Origin of the sequence: [Clostridium] polysaccharolyticum (assembly GCF_900111595.1) — a bacterium.
Classification (GTDB): Bacteria; Bacillota; Clostridia; order Lachnospirales; family Lachnospiraceae; genus Clostridium_AI; species Clostridium_AI polysaccharolyticum.
This window is the reverse complement of the sequence record NZ_FOHN01000002.1, coordinates 98,548-113,715: the sequence shown is the minus strand read 5'-3', so window position 1 is coordinate 113,715 and position 15,168 is coordinate 98,548. Positions and strand designations below refer to the sequence as shown.

At 36.4% G+C, this 15,168-nt stretch carries 15 protein-coding genes and 1 pseudogene; 8 read left to right on the top strand and 8 right to left on the bottom strand.

Annotation, left to right across the window (positions count from 1 at the left end; genetic code table 11):
* The first annotated feature begins 77 nt into the window (after positions 1–77).
* From BMY85_RS01840 to BMY85_RS01825, 4 genes are all read left to right on the top strand, one after another.
* Positions 78–872, top strand: a complete 795-nt coding sequence (locus tag BMY85_RS01840) for a Cof-type HAD-IIB family hydrolase (protein WP_092475602.1) — start codon at positions 78–80, stop codon at positions 870–872.
* Between the two features lie 181 nt (positions 873–1,053).
* Entirely contained in the window at positions 1,054–2,349 is a 1,296-nt protein-coding gene (locus BMY85_RS01835) for a glutamine synthetase family protein (RefSeq protein ID WP_092475923.1), read from the top strand.
* Between the two features lie 43 nt (positions 2,350–2,392).
* A complete protein-coding gene (locus BMY85_RS01830; RefSeq protein WP_092475600.1) occupies positions 2,393–2,932 on the top strand; it encodes an ANTAR domain-containing response regulator in 540 nt (179 codons plus the stop codon).
* A gap of 204 nt (positions 2,933–3,136) precedes the next feature.
* Positions 3,137–3,958, top strand: a complete 822-nt coding sequence (locus tag BMY85_RS01825) for a lytic transglycosylase domain-containing protein (RefSeq protein ID WP_092475598.1) — start codon at positions 3,137–3,139, stop codon at positions 3,956–3,958.
* A 91-nt stretch (positions 3,959–4,049) separates the two neighbouring features.
* Here the strand turns inward: BMY85_RS01825 and BMY85_RS01820 are convergent, their stop codons facing one another.
* Positions 4,050–4,319, bottom strand: coding sequence for a hypothetical protein (locus tag BMY85_RS01820; RefSeq protein WP_092475595.1), 270 nt, complete (start codon positions 4,317–4,319; stop codon positions 4,050–4,052).
* Between the two features lie 17 nt (positions 4,320–4,336).
* Complete coding sequence (locus BMY85_RS01815) at positions 4,337–4,888, bottom strand: hypothetical protein (protein ID WP_092475592.1); 552 nt, start codon at positions 4,886–4,888, stop codon at positions 4,337–4,339.
* 174 nt (positions 4,889–5,062) lie between these two features.
* Here BMY85_RS01815 and trpS point away from each other — a divergent pair, with 174 nt between their 5' ends.
* Positions 5,063–6,067 (top strand): tryptophan--tRNA ligase, encoded by a 1,005-nt coding sequence (trpS, locus tag BMY85_RS01810; RefSeq protein ID WP_092475589.1) that lies wholly within the window; start codon positions 5,063–5,065, stop codon positions 6,065–6,067.
* Positions 6,068–6,237: 170 nt separating this feature from the next.
* Here the strand turns inward: trpS and BMY85_RS16235 are convergent.
* From BMY85_RS16235 to aroC, 5 genes and pseudogenes are all read right to left on the bottom strand, one after another.
* A pseudogene (locus BMY85_RS16235) lies at positions 6,238–8,065 on the bottom strand (extracellular solute-binding protein).
* Complete coding sequence (locus tag BMY85_RS01800) at positions 8,059–8,877, bottom strand: ABC transporter permease (protein WP_092475586.1); 819 nt, start codon at positions 8,875–8,877, stop codon at positions 8,059–8,061. Before BMY85_RS01800 ends, BMY85_RS16235 begins: the two are co-directional and overlap by 7 nt.
* Positions 8,870–9,943, bottom strand: coding sequence for an ABC transporter ATP-binding protein (locus BMY85_RS01795; RefSeq protein WP_092475583.1), 1,074 nt, complete (start codon positions 9,941–9,943; stop codon positions 8,870–8,872). Before BMY85_RS01795 ends, BMY85_RS01800 begins: the two co-directional genes overlap by 8 nt.
* A gap of 14 nt (positions 9,944–9,957) precedes the next feature.
* On the bottom strand, positions 9,958–10,497 hold the full coding sequence (locus BMY85_RS01790) for a helix-turn-helix domain-containing protein (RefSeq protein WP_092475580.1): 540 nt from the start codon (positions 10,495–10,497) through the stop codon (positions 9,958–9,960).
* A 185-nt stretch (positions 10,498–10,682) separates the two neighbouring features.
* Positions 10,683–11,786 carry a chorismate synthase gene (aroC, locus tag BMY85_RS01785; RefSeq protein ID WP_092475577.1) on the bottom strand — a complete coding sequence of 368 codons (1,104 nt, stop codon included), beginning with the start codon at positions 11,784–11,786 and terminating at the stop codon, positions 10,683–10,685.
* 221 nt (positions 11,787–12,007) lie between these two features.
* On the opposite strand from aroC, the gene BMY85_RS01780 reads away from it, so the two are divergent.
* Positions 12,008–12,190 (top strand): hypothetical protein, encoded by a 183-nt coding sequence (locus tag BMY85_RS01780; RefSeq protein WP_092475575.1) that lies wholly within the window; start codon positions 12,008–12,010, stop codon positions 12,188–12,190.
* 147 nt (positions 12,191–12,337) lie between these two features.
* On the opposite strand, the gene BMY85_RS01775 is transcribed toward BMY85_RS01780, so the two are convergent.
* Positions 12,338–12,571: a chorion class high-cysteine HCB protein 13 gene (locus BMY85_RS01775; RefSeq protein ID WP_092475572.1), complete on the bottom strand. Its 234-nt coding sequence runs from the start codon at positions 12,569–12,571 to the stop codon at positions 12,338–12,340.
* A 199-nt stretch (positions 12,572–12,770) separates the two neighbouring features.
* Here BMY85_RS01775 and BMY85_RS01770 point away from each other — a divergent pair, with 199 nt between their 5' ends.
* Complete coding sequence (locus tag BMY85_RS01770; RefSeq protein WP_092475569.1) at positions 12,771–14,579, top strand: serine hydrolase domain-containing protein; 1,809 nt, start codon at positions 12,771–12,773, stop codon at positions 14,577–14,579.
* 60 nt (positions 14,580–14,639) lie between these two features.
* Positions 14,640–15,101, top strand: a complete 462-nt coding sequence (locus BMY85_RS01765; RefSeq protein WP_092475920.1) for a YaiI/YqxD family protein — start codon at positions 14,640–14,642, stop codon at positions 15,099–15,101.
* Positions 15,102–15,168 lie beyond the last annotated feature (67 nt).

Here is a 15,168-nt window from a genome sequence, read left to right as displayed (position 1 = left end):
ATTGCTTGAAATGGTTGGTAGGATTGTAAAGGATACGTTATAATAAGAACAAAGAAAAATACAGAACAGGAGAGATTATGGAGCATTACGCAATATTTTTTGATATTGATGGGACAATCGTTCCAGAAGATAAAAGTGGAATTCCAGATTCAACCATTGAAGCAATCAGGCTTGCTAAGAAAAATGGACACTATACATTTATCAATACAGGCAGAACCTACTCAGCAGTTGACCCTTTTATAAAAGATATATCTTTTGATGGATTTGTCTGTGGATGCGGGACAAATATTTATTTACATGGAAAAGAGTTAATGAAACAGGAATTAGGTACGGAAAAGTCAAAACAGCTTGTTAAAGATCTGCTAGAATGCAATATTGATGGAATTTTAGAAGGCAGGAAAAATATTTATTATAGAAAGGAATGTCTGCATCCAGTTGTTGATATGGTAAAACATTCAAGAGATACATTTGGAAATCAATTAGATTTTCAAAAACTTTGGGATGATGAAGATATTATATTTGATAAAATGGCACTCTGGCTAGTGGAAAACTCCAACTTTGAAGCATTTCATGAAAAATATAAATCGGAGTTTGAGTTTATTGCAAGAGAGAAAGATTTTTATGAATTAGTTCCAACAGGATTTTCAAAGGCAACAGGAATGGATTATGTGGCACAGCATTTAGGAATTCCCAATGAACGGACAATTGCCATAGGAGACAGCATGAATGATATTTCTATGCTTGATCATGCAGGAATCAGTATAGCTATGGGAAATAGCCATCCATATCTATTAGATAAAGTATCATTTGTAACTACAGATATACATGATGATGGAATATACAAAGCGTTAGAGCATTACCACATTATTTAGATACCATGTTGGGAAAGCAGTATAGGAATTGACAAAGACAGATTTTCTTGTTAATATAACAGGTAAATGGGCAAGGTGGTCTAATAAGGAACCACTTTGTCTTTTTTTATTGATAGGAAAGTCGTTGGACTGAAAGTAGGTAATTAAGGATAACTCTATATTGAGAAAGGGTGCGATATTTGTGAGCAGATATACAAAACAGGATATCATGGATATGGTTGAGGAAGAAGATGTGGAATTTATTCGTCTTCAGTTTGTTGATATTTTTGGAACATTAAAAAACATGGCAGTTACAACAAGCCAGCTTGAAAAAGTACTTAATGATAAATGTATGTTTGATGGTGCAGCGATTGAGGGTATGGATGATCATGTAGGACATTTGTTTTTAGTTCCAGATCTGGATACTTTTACAATTATTCCTTGGAGACCACAGCAAGGAAAGGTTGCAAGATTGCTTTGTGATGTAAGAAAAGAAAATGGGGAATCATTTGAAGCGGATTCCAGAAATGTATTAAAGAAAGTAATTAAGAAAGCTAGTAAGCTTGGTTATACACTGGATGTTGGTTCGGAATGTGAATTTTACTTATTTGATACAGATGAGAATGGGGAACCAACTACCAAGACAAGAGAAAAAGGTGCATATTTTGATATTGGACCTTTGGATCAGGGACAGAACGCTAGACGTGAAATGGTTATGTTTCTTGAGGAAATGGGTTTTGAGGTGGAAAGTTCTTACCATTCAAGAGCAGTTGCCCAGCATGAAATAGATTTTAAAAGTGATGATGCTTTACGTTCTGCAGACAATATTGCAACATTTAAAATGGTTGTACGCACTACAGCCAGAAGACATGGTTATCATGCTACATTTATGCCAAAGCCTTTGTGTGGAGTAAATGGTTCTGGCATGCATTTAACATTTAAGCTGTATGACCAGATGGGCAGAAACGTCTTTACGGATAGAGAGAAAGAAAATAAAATCAGCGATATTGCATATTATTTTACAGCTGGTATATTAGAACATATAAAAGGCATGACTTTATTAAACAATCCGATTATTAATTCTTATAAGCGTCTGGTAAAAGGATATAATGCACCAGTAGAAGTGAACTGGTCTGAATCTGCCAGAGACACTCTGGTTCGCATTGAATCTGCTTCTGATGGAGGAACACAGCTGATTCTTAGAAGCCCTGATGCAGCTTCCAATCCATATCTGGTTATTGCAGCTTGTCTGGCAGCAGGACTGGAAGGCATTGAGAAAAAGAAAACGTCTTGTATCAAAGATAACAAAGAAAGAGTGGAAATATTACCATCTAACTTAGAATGTGCCATTCAGGAGTTTGAAAAGGATACATTTATTAGAGATGTGGTAGGAAAACAGATTGCCACTAAACTAGTGGAACGAAAGAAAAAGGAATGGGATGAGTATTGTAAACAGGTATCCAATTGGGAGATCGAACAGTATTTATACCGTATTTAGGATGCAATCACCAACAGACAAAAAAATGTGGAGGTGATTAGATGTGTTAAGTTTTATAGTGCTATTTCCCAAGCTGGAAAATGGGAAAAGCATAAAAAATGTGCTGGTACGTTGTGGCTTAGAAGTACAGGCTGTCTGTACTTTGGGAGCACAGGCTATCAGTCTTGCCAATGAGTTAGATGAAGGCATTATTATTTGTGGATACAAATTTGCAGATATGCATTATCTTGAACTGTACAATTATTTGCCCCGCTCTTTTCAAATGTTACTAATTGCATCCCCTGCAAAACTTTCAGAATGTATGAATAACGAAATTATCTGTCTTGGAATGCCTTTAAAGACAAAAGATTTGATGAATACATTGGAAATGATGACTTACCAGTATACGAGACAGAAAAAGAAAAAGGCAGGAAAACAGCGTTCGCAGGCGGACAAAGATACAATTGATAAGGCAAAGATTGTATTAATGGAGCGAAATAACATGTCTGAAGAAGAGGCACATAGATACATACAAAAGACAAGCATGGATAGCGGTACCAATATGGTGGAAACTGCTGAAATGATTCTTAGTATGATGAGATAAATTTTCTCATGGATAATGATTGAAAGAATGACAATTAGTATTAAGGAATGAAACTTATGGTAAATTTCCTGTATCTGGGTTATATCAGCCTGCTGTGCAAGAAATGTGACGAGAATAGGTACAATGACAGGGTTGTTACTAGTGCGGACATGTGTTATAATCTAAGATATTATACATGGAAAAATAGTGTTAGGAGAGGTGCAAATGGTCAATTCCATCCAATTAAAGGGACTTACTTATGTAAGAAGCCTGCCAACAGACAAAGCATTAAGTAAGACTGATGGAGAAAAGTTTGATTCCGTTTTAGACAAAAAGATAAATGAACAAGAGAATAACGAAAAAGAAATAGATAAAAATAGTGGAACCAAGTATACAAATCCAGAAGATTTAGTTTGTGTAGATTCGCCAGGTTCTCTAGAAACGTATTTTCAGGAGGCAGCAGATACTTATGGGGTGCCAGTTGCACTAATTAAGGCTGTTGCAAAGGCTGAGTCTGATTTTAATACACAGGCCGTGTCGAGTGTGGGAGCACAAGGCATTATGCAGTTAATGCCTGCCACTGCAAAAGGACTAGGAGTCCAGAATTCTTTTGATGCGAGGGAAAATATTCTGGCAGGTACGAAATATCTGGCTGACAAGCTGACAAAGTATAACGGAAGTGTAAAGCTTGCTTTGGCAGCTTACAATGCTGGTTCCGGAAATGTTGATAAATATGGTGGAGTTCCTCCTTTTCAGGAAACTCAGAATTATATTAAAAAGATATTTGGATATTTAGGTGTTGATTCTGCAAAGCATGCAAGCAAGAAGGAAAAAACATCAGAGGAAAATACAGCTCAAAATGCTTCGTCAGGCAGGTTATCAGAAGAGGATATTCAAAAACTGTCTAATGAGATCGTCCGCAGCATATCAGATAAAAGTTCTTCGTCTTTATCCGCTCGTGATTTGTATTCACAGCTTTATGGAAATTCAGACAGCAGTAACATGCTAAGCAATTATTCTAGTGTAATTAATAAATTAATAAATTAATAAACTAACAGATTAATCCATTAGTTTATTAATCGGATAAAAACAAAATGTCTTCTCCCTTAATCTTGAGTGAGAAGACATTTTGCTGCTGTTAAAACCGCATCATTTTCTTCATTGCATCAAATCGCTGCTGTTCTTGAGGATTTAATTTTTTGGATAAAATAGAAAACATAGCGTTCTGTTCTTGTGGAGAAAATTTTACACCTTGTTCGTTCATAAGTTTTTGGGTACTTAGAAGTATTGGTATGGTTTCTGCAGCTGATTTTCCTTCTGCCTGTTTTATCAGGCTGGTTAAAATCTCTTTTTTGTGATGGCTCATATTTTTTAACAATGGGTCATGGATCCAATCTAAATCAGCCATTGGAAATCCCCCTTTCTTTATTTAACATTTCCGTTGCCGTTATTAGAGCCTGCCCCCATCATCTTAGCAAGATTGCTGAGGTTTGAAGGGTCGCTAAAGTTGCCATTGTTTATGAGCATGTTCATAGTGTCAAAAGTAGATTTCTGTTCTGGTGTAAGCTGAGACATTAAGAAATCAAACATTGTATTATTTGGATTGTTAGAGTGGCCTTGCTCATTTCCTACGCTGGCAGCCTGTAATTCTGGCTGAAGTGTGTTACGGCGGAATGCCTGATAGGCTTGATAGAGACTTCTGGTTTTATAGAAATTGAGGGCGGTATTAACCATTTCCCGTTCTCTTCCTACACATACATTTTGTACACTAAGTAAAAGTCCTTCCACATCCACGGTTTCCTCGCCCAGATCGCAGGCTTCTAGTTCTGGGGAATTCCCCCTTCCCTGAAAAGATTCAGCTAATTCACCAGTTTTTATAGCAACTTCCATATTGCTTCTTGTTCTAGAAGTAACATATGGGATTGCGGCACGGATAATATTTAACAGATATTCTGTGGAACCATTCATGATTGCCATTTTTTACCTCACCATTTTTTATTATAATATATTAATAAGGGAATGAAATCAGTACAAGATTCTTAGAAAAATCCAAGAACTTCCTTTAAAAATAAAGGGATTGGATTCAGACATTTACTATAATGGGGAATTGTGTTAAACTAATAAGAAAGAAACAACCTTGGAGGTATGAAAATGATAAATGGGAAAAAGGTACTTTACAGTGGAATGCAGGCCACAGGTAATTTAACCTTAGGAAATTATCTTGGAGCATTAAAGAACTGGGTAACATTGAATGAAGAATACGAGTGTTTTTATGGAGTAATGGATTTACATTCTCTTACAGTAAGACAAAACCCAACGGAATTTCGTCAGAGAGCAAGAGCTTTATATATATTATATGTAGCTGCTGGTTTGGATCCTGAAAAGAACTGTATTTACTACCAGTCACATGTAAGTGGACATGCTGAACTTGCATGGTTATTAAACTGTTTTACTTATATGGGAGAATTAAACCGCATGACACAGTTTAAGGACAAGTCTTCCAAACATGCAGATAACATCAATGCAGGTTTATATACTTACCCGGTATTAATGGCAGCAGATATTTTATTATATCAGGCAGATGTAGTGCCAATTGGTGCAGACCAGAAACAGCACCTTGAAATTACCAGAGATATTGCAGAGCGTTTTAATTCCGTTTATGGTGATGTGTTTACGGTTCCAGAACCTTTCATTGGCAAGAAAGGGGCTAGGGTTATGAGTCTGCAGGATCCTGCAAAAAAAATGTCTAAGTCAGATGAAAACTTAAATGCCAGCATTTATTTAACAGATGACAGGGATACCGTTATTCGCAAATTCAAACGTGCCGTAACAGATTCTGACAGTGTTGTCCGTTATAGCGAAGATAAGCCGGGTATTAGCAACTTGATGGAGATTTACAGTGCGGCATCTGGTAAGAGTTATGACGAAATCGAAAAAGAGTTTGATGGAAAAGGATACGGTGACTTCAAACTTGCCGTTGGGGAATCCGTAGCAGATATTTTACAGCCATTACAGGCACGTGTTGCGGAATTGGCGAAGGATAAAGCATATATCGATAGCATGATTAAAGCAAATGATGAAAAGGCTCAGTATTTCTCAACCAAGACTTTAAGAAAAGTGCAGAAGAAACTTGGATTGACTGAGAGAATCAGATAATTGCATAGAGGGTAAAACTGCCAGTTTAAATGAAATGCTTTGGAACGTCAGGTTACATAAGATGTGTTTCATTTATGCTGGCAGTTTTTTAAAGCCTATTGGACTATCATGGCTATTTTATTCTGTCAATTAATTATAGAAAAAACGCTAATATAAGCGTACGGATTCTATCAGCTTCCCTTTACTTCTTTCCAAAGTTCATAATACTTCTGGTCCATCTCTTCTCCAAGATACTGATAGGTCTCTGTGTTCTTTAGAACATCTTCACTAGGAAATAGGATTTCATCGTTCTTTAAAGCTTCATCTTCTAGCATATCACGAACTGCTATATTTGGAGTAGAGTAGCAGATATATTCAAAGTTTTTCAGTGCAATATCTGGTCTGCAAAGGAAATTGATGAATTGCTCAGCAGCTTTTTTATGTTTGGAATTCTTAGGAATAACCCAGGAATCAATCCAGGAATTGGTACCTTCTTTTGGAACAGCATATGCTAAATCTGGATTTTCGCTAATGGTATAGCTTGCTTCACCAGAGTAGATAACACCCAGTGCTGCAGAGTTATCTAACATTTTATCACGGACCTGATCTACTACATAAGCCTGCACAAGGCCTTTTTTCTTTTCTTCAATTAATTTATCCCGAGCTTCTTTTAATTCTTTAGGATCAGTTGAATTCAAAGAATAGCCGAGCCATTTTAACGTAATACCAAATGCATCACGGACACTGTTCTGCATTAAAACATTGTCATAGTATTTTTCATCCCAAAGAATTGACCAGCTGTCAACAGGTTCCTTCACCATTTTCTTATTGTAGATGATGCCAACGGTTCCCCAGCAGTAAGGAACAGAATATAAATTGCCTGGATCGAAAGCTTCTGACTGTTCCATATACTTTTTGCCGATATATTTAATATTCGGAATATTATCGTAATTAATTGGAGCAAGTAAATCTTCCTCAATCATTTTCTGAATCATATAATCAGAAGGGCAGATAACATCATAATCACCAGCACCATTGGCAACCTTTGGATACATTGCTTCATTAGTTTCAAATTCTTCATAAGAAACAGAAAGACCTGTCTCTTTTTCAAATATTTTTAGGACATCTTCGTCAATGTATTGTCCCCAGTTATAAATGTAAAGATCGTATTTTTTGCCACATCCAGTCAGGAAAAGACCTGCTATAATGAGGCATAGGAAAACTTTATGTTTCATGGCATGCTCCTTACTCATTTGTTTCATTTGACTTACGGTTGATGATGGCTAATAAAACCAGGACACCGATAAATAGTAAAGCAGATAAGGCATACATTTCTGGGTTAATTCCTTTTCGTACTTCCGAATAAATCATGGTAGAGAGTGTGTCAACACCAGGTCCTTTGGTAAAGTGGGTGATTACGAAATCATCTAAGGACATGGTAAATGCTAATAAAAACCCAGATAAGATTCCAGGAAAAATATCTGGAAGGATTACTTTGTAAAACGCATATACTGGTGATGCACCTAAGTCAAGAGCTGCTTCATAAGTATTTCGGCTGGTCTGCTTTAACTTAGGCATAACACTTAAAATTACATATGGTATGTTAAAAGTAATGTGTGCAAGCAATACACTAGAAAATCCTAAAGTATAGTTTGCTGCTACAAATAAAAGCATTAGGGAAATTCCAGTTACAATGTCTGCGTTGAGCATGGGAATATTGGTAATTCCCATTAAAACCGCTCGGGGCATCTTTTTCATGCTGTTCATAGCAATAGAAGCCAGAGTGCCAATAATAGTAGCAATCAAAGAAGCAAGTGTTGCAATAATAAGGGTCGTGTAAAGTGCATTCATAATAGATTCATTTTGAAATAAATCCTTATACCACTGGAAGGTAAAACCTTTCCACACAGCCATTGATCGGGACTTATTAAAGGAAAGCACGATCAATGTAAAAATAGGTGCGTATAAAAAAATAAGAATCAGTATTACATAAATACGCTTCGTAATATTTTTTACCATAGATTAGCTCCCTCCACGTCTGCATCATATTTGGTCATTAATGCCATGGAAATCAGGATAAATACCATTAATACAAGAGAAAGTCCTGAACCTGTATGCCAGTTGTTGGCTGTAATAAATTCCTGTTCAATAATGTTGCCAATTAATAAAATTTTGCTTCCACCTAAAATGTCTGAAACAACGAAAGTAGTCAAAGCGGGAACGAATACCATGGTGATACCACTGATGACGCCAGGCATGCTTAGTGGAAAGGTAATTCTAAAAAATGTCTGTACTCCATTAGCACCTAAATCACGAGCCGCATTGATAACGTTTTTATCAATTTTTACTAGCGTATTATAGATAGGAAGTACCATAAATGGAAGGAAGTTGTAGATCATTCCAAGTACAATGGCTGTAGGAGTATTAATTATATTTAAATGTGGCAGTGAGAGAGAAGAAAGAATTCCGTTTATCACGCCATTTTTGTCTAATAAAGTCTGCCATGCTAAAGTTCTAAGCAAAAAGTTCATCCACATTGGCAAAATAAAAATAAAAACCAGAAAACTATTGGATTTTATTTTAGAATTTACAAGAATGCTTGCTAATGGATAAGCAAGTATCAGGCAAATGGCAGTACTAAGAAAGCTTAGTTTCAAAGAAAGCCAAAGTGCTTTTAAATGTACTGGTCTTCCGATGGATTTTATATTTTCTAAGGTAAAATCCAATTCCTTTGTAGAAAAACCATAGTAAATCACCATAAGCAAAGGAATGATGATAAAAGCCACAGACCAGACCAGATAAGGGGAAGCAAGATATTTTTTCTTATTCATTTATTTCAACGGCCTCCTCATCTTCAGATTCTGGTTTATTCATAATCTGGATATCAAATGGATCTACCCAGATACCAACTTCGCAGCCCACAGGACATAGATCGGTACTATGAACAAGCCACTCACGTCCGTTTGCCATAACCTCCATTTCGTAATGTACGCCTTTAAAAATAAGGGAGGTTACACGGCCTTTGATAATTCCTTTTTCAGGAGCAACAAGGTCTATGTCTTCTGGCCTGATTACAACGTCAACAGGTTTATTTCTGCCAAATCCGACATCCACACACTGGAAATTAGTTCCTAAGATATTTACCAGTTTATCTTCAACCATAGTTGCAGGGATGATATTGCTTTCCCCGATAAAATCTGCTACAAAGGCATTGACTGGTTCATTGTAAATGTCTTCAGGAGTACCAATCTGCTGAATATAACCTTGGTTCATAACAACGATGGTATCTGACATGGTAAGTGCTTCTTCCTGATCGTGGGTAACATAGACGAAAGTGATGCCCAGTTCATTTTTTAAACGAATCAGTTCATATTGCATGTCTTGTCTTAGTTTTAAGTCTAAAGCACCTAATGGTTCATCAAGCAATAATAATTTTGGCTCATTGACAATGGCTCTTGCAATGGCAATACGCTGCTGCTGGCCACCACTTAGTGAATCAGGCCAGCGATTCTCATAATCTTCTAGATTAACAAGTTTTAGTGCATATTTAATCTTGTCTTTGATATATTGTTTGCTTTTCTTTTTGATGGTCAAACCAAACGCTATGTTTTCAGCAACTGTCATATGCATAAACAAAGCATATTTCTGAAATACAGTATTCAATGGTCTTTGGTTTGGAGGGAAATGTGTGATGTCTTTTCCATTAAAAATAACCTGTCCTTTATCAGGAGTTTCAAAACCACCTATAATACGAAGCGTAGTTGTTTTTCCGCATCCGCTTGGTCCTAGCAGTGTAAGAAATTTATTTTCATTACAATATAAATTCATGTCATCTAAAATGACTTGATTTCCGTAAGATTTTGATATATTTACTAAGTCAATTAATTTGTTTGCCATTCGTACACCTCCGTTTAAAAGCTTGGTGGAGTAGAAACCCAGATAAGGGAGGCTCCGTTTTTACCAGTTGCTTTAATGTAATGTTGTTTGTTTGGAATAAAATAAAAGGATTCCCCTTTTTTCGCTTTATAGGATTGTTTTCCTATCACAATGGTAATGCTTCCGTTAAGGACATAACCAAATTCTTCTCCTTCGTGGGGATTATCAGGGTACGTGGAGCCATTAGCTTCAAGAGTTAGCAAAATTGGTTCCATCATATGCTTTTGGGCATTAGGAATGATCCACTCGATGGAGTTATGTAACTCTGTATCCACTTTTTTAAAATAATCTGCCTTATGAAACACAATGGTCTCATCAGATGTGTTGGAAAAAAATTCTTCCAGATTAGTTCCTAGACATTGCAGAATATCAACCAGAGTAGCAATGGAAGGAGACGTTAAATCACGTTCTAACTGTGAAATAAATCCTTTGGATAATTCGCTGCGATCTGCAAGTTCTTCCTGGGTTAAACTTTTCTGAATCCGAAGTTCTTTAATTTTATGCCCGATTTTCATGGTGTACCTTCTTTCTATAAAAGTATATCTATAATAAACTCAGATCTTAGTTTTACTAAACAGTACAACATAATATTATACATAGAAAAGAGTTTCTGTCAATAAGGAGTATTTAGCAGGAAAAAGGCACATTTAGCAAGAAAATGAAGCTAAATGTGCCGATATTGCCATGAAGTCTGGCCTTATTATTTTTGGTAAAATTCTTTGATTTTATTCATTTGGGAAGTCATATTTGCAAATAGAAGATCCGTAATGGTAATTGCTGCCATTGTTTCCACTACAACAACTGCTCTAGGAACAACAATTGGATCGTGGCGTCCTTTGATCTGGACTTCAATATTTTCTTTGTTCTGGTTTATTGTTTCCTGTTTTTTAAATATAGAAGGTGTTGGTTTAAAAGCGACACGGAATACTACATCAGAACCATCACTGATTCCACCTAACACGCCTCCAGCATAATTGGTTTTTTTCAAGACATGTTTCTGATCCTCAGAATAAAATGCATCATTTTGTATAGAACCAGCCATAGATGCGGCTTCAAAACCAGAACCGATTTCAAATCCTTTTACCGCACCAATAGAGAGCATGGCTTTTGCAAGGTTTGCATCCAGTTTATCAAAAACTGGTTCTCCAATGCCGGCAGGAAGTCCATGAACGATACATTCAACAACACCGCCTGTGCTATCCATATCTTCCATCTGTTTCTGTAAAAAAGCTTCAGCTTCCTGACTGGCTTTTGCATCAGGCATACAGACTGCATTGTTATGGATTTCATTGATATCGAAATGATCATAGTCAATGGAAACGGGACCAATGGATTTGGTATAAGCGGTAACGGTAATTCCTAGATCTTTTAAAATATTTGCGGCAATAGCACCACCAGCAACACGACCTATGGTTTCCCGTCCGGAAGAACGTCCGCCGCCACGATAGTCACGGAATCCGTATTTCTCATCAAATGTATAATCTGCGTGTCCAGGACGATAATAAGTTTTAATCTCCGAATAGTCATGGGAGCGTTGGGATTCATTCATAACAACAAGAGAGATAGGACATCCAGTTGTAACCCCTTCAAAAACACCAGATAAGATAGATACGGAGTCACTTTCTTTTCTAGGAGTTGTGTATTGGGATGTGCCAGGCTTTCTTCGGTTTAAATAAGCCTGAATGTCATCCTCTGATAGTTTTACGTTGGCAGGGCAGCCATCAATTACCACACCAATCCCTTTCCCGTGGGATTCTCCCCAGGTAGTAATTCGAAACAGATTGCCAAATGTGGAACCAGCCATATAAACACCTCTTTTTTCTCGATAGTATGTAATCAGTTTGGGTTTAATTATAGAGGAAATAGAGAACAGTTGCAAGTGGGAGTGCAGGAATTAAAGTTTCATTTCCGTGGGTTTTGAAATGCTGTTTTACAAAGAAAACAACAGGAAATGGTGAACATTTGTTGAAAAATGAAATATAATAAATTATGGAAGTCGATTTATATCTAATTGGAGGATAGGATATGAAAGATAGAGAGATTTCATTAAACCAGAAGAAGGATAGAAATGTTTTGAAGGTTAGTTCTATTGATTCCTATAAGAGAATAAGTGGAGTGTCTAGCGATCTTATAATAGAAGAAAATACTATTTATGAAATAGACAAAGACTGTCTGGATTGTTTGAAAAAGGAGAAGGATATGAACTAAGCCGTTTATGAGATTTTTTGCAGAATATATAGAATCTGGGAGGATAAATAAAGAAAAGCCACCACATTTTCTCTATTCTTCAACGATTTTATATAATAAAAGAAACGGCGTTGGTTAGCAACGCCGTTTATGAGATTTACAAATTCATTAACAGCAGGAATTTCCACATCCGCCGAAACCATTGTTGCCACCACAGCAGCAAAGGATAAGTAAGATCCAGATGATACATCCACAGTCATCACCACAGCCGTTGCCAAATCCGCCAAAACCATTGTTGCCACAGCAGCAAAGGATAAGGATGATCCAGATAATACAGCTGCAGCTTCCTCCATCACAACTATTACATCCGCCACCACAACTTGTAGCTGCTAAATCACTCATACTTAAATCCTCCTAAAATCTTTTACAATCATATCTTATGTACTACGGCTTGTTTGCTTTCCAATAAAATGTAAAAACAAAAAAGAATTCATTTTCCAAAAAAGAAAAAATTCGACAAATTGTTATTTGGGTTTTAAAGATAAAAGGTTTGAGGTATAATAATCAGAGTTACATAACAAAAAAGCAATGAGGGATAAATATGGGTATTAAATTACGTGTAAGAACACTGGACTTCTTTTCAAAAATAGTAAATGGAAACATCAATAAGGTTTCGTATATAGAATTTGAACCCCAGAAGCCGTCTTATGTAAAAAGAAAAGCAAAGAAGAAACTGCCAAGGAGCACGCCAGAAGAACAGGGAATTTCTTCAAAGTATTTAAAAGAGTTTTTAATGGAACTAGATAGGGAAGAAGCAGTACACACTCAGGGTATTATGATTGCACGAAATGGAGCAGTGGTTTTAGAAGGGGCCTATGCACCTTATGAACTAGATACTTGGAGAATCACGCATTCATTGTGCAAGAGTTTTGTTGGAATAGCAGTAGGAATAGCAATTGAAGAAGGTTATTTTGCGTTAACAGATACTGTGGCTTCCATTTTTGGAAAAGAGTATCATTTTATAAAAGGCCTTTTGCAAAAAGATATTACAATACAGAACTTATTGACTATGTCATCTGGTATTGCTTTTAATGAAGTAGGAGCCGTAATAGATAGAGAATGGAGAAGAAGTTTTCTAGACGCCATGCCGTCGTTTAAGCCAGGAAGTGAATTTGCTTACAATAGCATGAATACGTATATGTTATCTGCTATTATACAGAAAACCACAAATGTTACTTTAATGGATTATTTAAGAGAGCACATTTTTGAACCACTGGGAATTGAAAATATTTACTGGGAAGAGAGCCCTGAATTTATTGTAAAAGGTGGATGGGGCTGTTATATATCACTAGAGGACAGAACAAAAATAGGACAGCTTCTTCTTAATAAAGGTAAATGGGAGGGCAAGCAGCTTATTCCGGAAAAATGGATTTTTGAGATGACGAAAAAGCAGATAGATACGCCACATTTTATAAACCAGTATGGATATGGATATCAGATCTGGATAGGAAAGCGGAGGGGTTCCTTTATTATGAATGGCGTTTTAGGCCAGAATACCATTGTTCTTCCTGACATTAATATGGTGATTTCAATTCTGTCTAGTAATGAAAACCTGTTCTTAGAGAGTAAACTTATGGATATCATTGAAAAATACTTTGCGGGGGATGATTTTTGTCCAGAGCAGCCTATGGAACCCAATCATATGATGTATTCCCAATTAAGAAATTATATAGGTGGACTATCCTTTGAAAAGCCGTTTGAAAGAGTGCGTAATATGGCAGAAAGGAAGAATGGATGGCCAAAAGCGGTATCTAAAAAAAGAAGCAGGTTTTCAAGTCTGGTATCTGATTTCCCGTATGGGCTTGAACAGATTACGGATATTAAGTTTTATGTAAATGAAGAGACAAGTGCAAGCATAATTCCTTTATTTATACAAACCATGCAGAATAATTTTTCACAGGGCATCAAAAGCTTCCAGTTCCGAAAGGAGAAGGGGCTTCTTATATTGGATATAGAAGAAAAGGAATTAAGGTTTCAGATTCCAATTGGATTTGCAAGGCCACAGTATTCTGTGCTGGATATTCATGGAGAGTTATATAGGATTTCGGCATGGGGAATTTTAACCTATACGGAAGATGAAAAACCAGTGTTGAAACTGCAGATAGCTTTTTTGGAAAACACCAATTGCAGGACAATGAAATTTTACTTTGAAAGAGAATCGGTTTGTGTAAAAGTAAATGAGACACCAGATCTTTCCAAAGTTATAGACGGCCTGATTCCGTTTTTAGGTATTTCGCTGCCTCTTGGAGGAGTTGAAACAATAAAGAATACAGAACTTGTACAAAGCAGGATTTCGCAGATTGTATCTCCTGAATTTTATGCATTTACACAAAAACATGGAAACAAGTGATTGCATATTAACGGTTATAAGGAATTAATAGGAAAAAACAGAGAGAATGGAAGGAAAGAAATGAAAATATTAGTGGATGCAGATGCATGTCCATGCAATAAAATAATTGAGAGAGTTGCGAAGGAATATGATGTGCAATTGCTTTTTTTAGTGGATTCCAATCATATTCTGAACCCTGAATATGGAGAGGTACTTGTGATTGGGCAAGGTGCAGATGCGGTGGATTTTGCATTGATTAACCGTCTTAGGGCGGGAGACATAGGAGTAACACAAGATTATGGTGTGGCCGCTATGGTTTTGGGGAAAAAAGGATTTGCTATTCATCCTAGTGGAAAGATATATGATGATAGGAATATGGATCAGATGTTATTTGAACGGCATTTGTCTAAGGTGCAGAGAAAAGCCAACAAGAGATTTCATGGAAAAGGGCCAAGAAAGCGAACCAAGGAAGATGATGACAGATTTGAACGTTCATTTCGACGTTTAGTGGAGCATGCACAAACCATAGCCAAGCATTTTTAAAATATCTATGTTTAAAGTGAAATATTAGAAATAAATATTATAAACCGAAATTTAATTTTTGTTTTGC

What these genes read in the sequence shown, in the direction of transcription:
- BMY85_RS01780 (WP_092475575.1), top strand. Translation starts at nt 12,008, where the DNA reads ATGAAAGATAGAGAGATTTCATTAAACCAGAAGAAGGATAGAAATGTT.
- BMY85_RS01765 (WP_092475920.1), top strand. Translation starts at nt 14,640, where the DNA reads ATGAAAATATTAGTGGATGCAGATGCATGTCCATGCAATAAAATAATT.
- trpS (WP_092475589.1), top strand. Translation starts at nt 5,063, where the DNA reads ATGATAAATGGGAAAAAGGTACTTTACAGTGGAATGCAGGCCACAGGT.
- BMY85_RS01775 (WP_092475572.1), bottom strand. Translation starts at nt 12,571, where the DNA reads ATGAGTGATTTAGCAGCTACAAGTTGTGGTGGCGGATGTAATAGTTGT.
- BMY85_RS01840 (WP_092475602.1), top strand. Translation starts at nt 78, where the DNA reads ATGGAGCATTACGCAATATTTTTTGATATTGATGGGACAATCGTTCCA.
- BMY85_RS01795 (WP_092475583.1), bottom strand. Translation starts at nt 9,943, where the DNA reads ATGGCAAACAAATTAATTGACTTAGTAAATATATCAAAATCTTACGGA.
- BMY85_RS01825 (WP_092475598.1), top strand. Translation starts at nt 3,137, where the DNA reads ATGGTCAATTCCATCCAATTAAAGGGACTTACTTATGTAAGAAGCCTG.
- BMY85_RS01770 (WP_092475569.1), top strand. Translation starts at nt 12,771, where the DNA reads ATGGGTATTAAATTACGTGTAAGAACACTGGACTTCTTTTCAAAAATA.
- BMY85_RS01790 (WP_092475580.1), bottom strand. Translation starts at nt 10,497, where the DNA reads ATGAAAATCGGGCATAAAATTAAAGAACTTCGGATTCAGAAAAGTTTA.
- BMY85_RS01820 (WP_092475595.1), bottom strand. Translation starts at nt 4,319, where the DNA reads ATGGCTGATTTAGATTGGATCCATGACCCATTGTTAAAAAATATGAGC.
- BMY85_RS01815 (WP_092475592.1), bottom strand. Translation starts at nt 4,888, where the DNA reads ATGGCAATCATGAATGGTTCCACAGAATATCTGTTAAATATTATCCGT.
- aroC (WP_092475577.1), bottom strand. Translation starts at nt 11,786, where the DNA reads ATGGCTGGTTCCACATTTGGCAATCTGTTTCGAATTACTACCTGGGGA.
- BMY85_RS01800 (WP_092475586.1), bottom strand. Translation starts at nt 8,877, where the DNA reads ATGAATAAGAAAAAATATCTTGCTTCCCCTTATCTGGTCTGGTCTGTG.